This window comes from Thiocystis violacea, from assembly GCF_016583575.1.
In the GTDB taxonomy this organism is placed as follows: Bacteria; Pseudomonadota; Gammaproteobacteria; order Chromatiales; family Chromatiaceae; genus Thiocystis; species Thiocystis violacea.
Map to the genome: position 1 here is coordinate 1 of NZ_NRRG01000174.1, position 600 is coordinate 600.

At 51.8% G+C, this 600-nt stretch carries 1 protein-coding gene; it reads right to left on the reverse strand.

The window, feature by feature from the left end; all coding sequences use genetic code 11:
- Positions 1 to 180 precede the first annotated feature (180 nt).
- Positions 181 to 600: hypothetical protein (locus CKO27_RS24320; protein WP_207281120.1), on the reverse strand; the 420-nt coding region annotated here is incomplete at its 5' end.

The window sequence follows — 600 nt, forward strand, 5'->3', positions numbered from 1 at the left end:
GTCGTTGCCGCTGCGCGGCGCGCTGACGAGGATGCATGGGGGCTGGCTCCACGGGTGGGCAGTTGGGTTTGGCCACTCTCAGCCTACCACCACCGCCAGCCTTTCTCATGCGTTTCAGCAGGTTGGGCTTATCTTAGTGCCATTCGAACCTGGCCCCTTTAATTTTTAATTCCTTCTTGATTACCTGTTATTGCAAGTTGTGTCATCGTACACAAAAACCTTAGAGAATGGTTTAATGTTATCGCAACGCCAATAACCGCCAAGAACTCGCTCATGAACTAGCCTATTGCGATCCCTAATCAACTCGATGCAAACCGACGATGTGCTATAGCCATCACAACCCAAATTTTTTATCTGCTTATTAAGGGGACGCAGTTCCGCAGCGTTTTTTTCGATATCCGGCCGCCGCTGGTTACAGAACTCAATCCAATCTGAGTTGTCTACTTCCTGAATCCGTGATCTGAATGACGCGGCAACGTCCTCTTGGCAAATAGCGATGCCGGAATTCATTTCAGCGACGCGAATAGCGCCCGGGCGGGGACGAATCGGTCCACGGAAGGGCGGTTGGGCGAGAAGCTGCGGGCGACAGACAAAAGGATA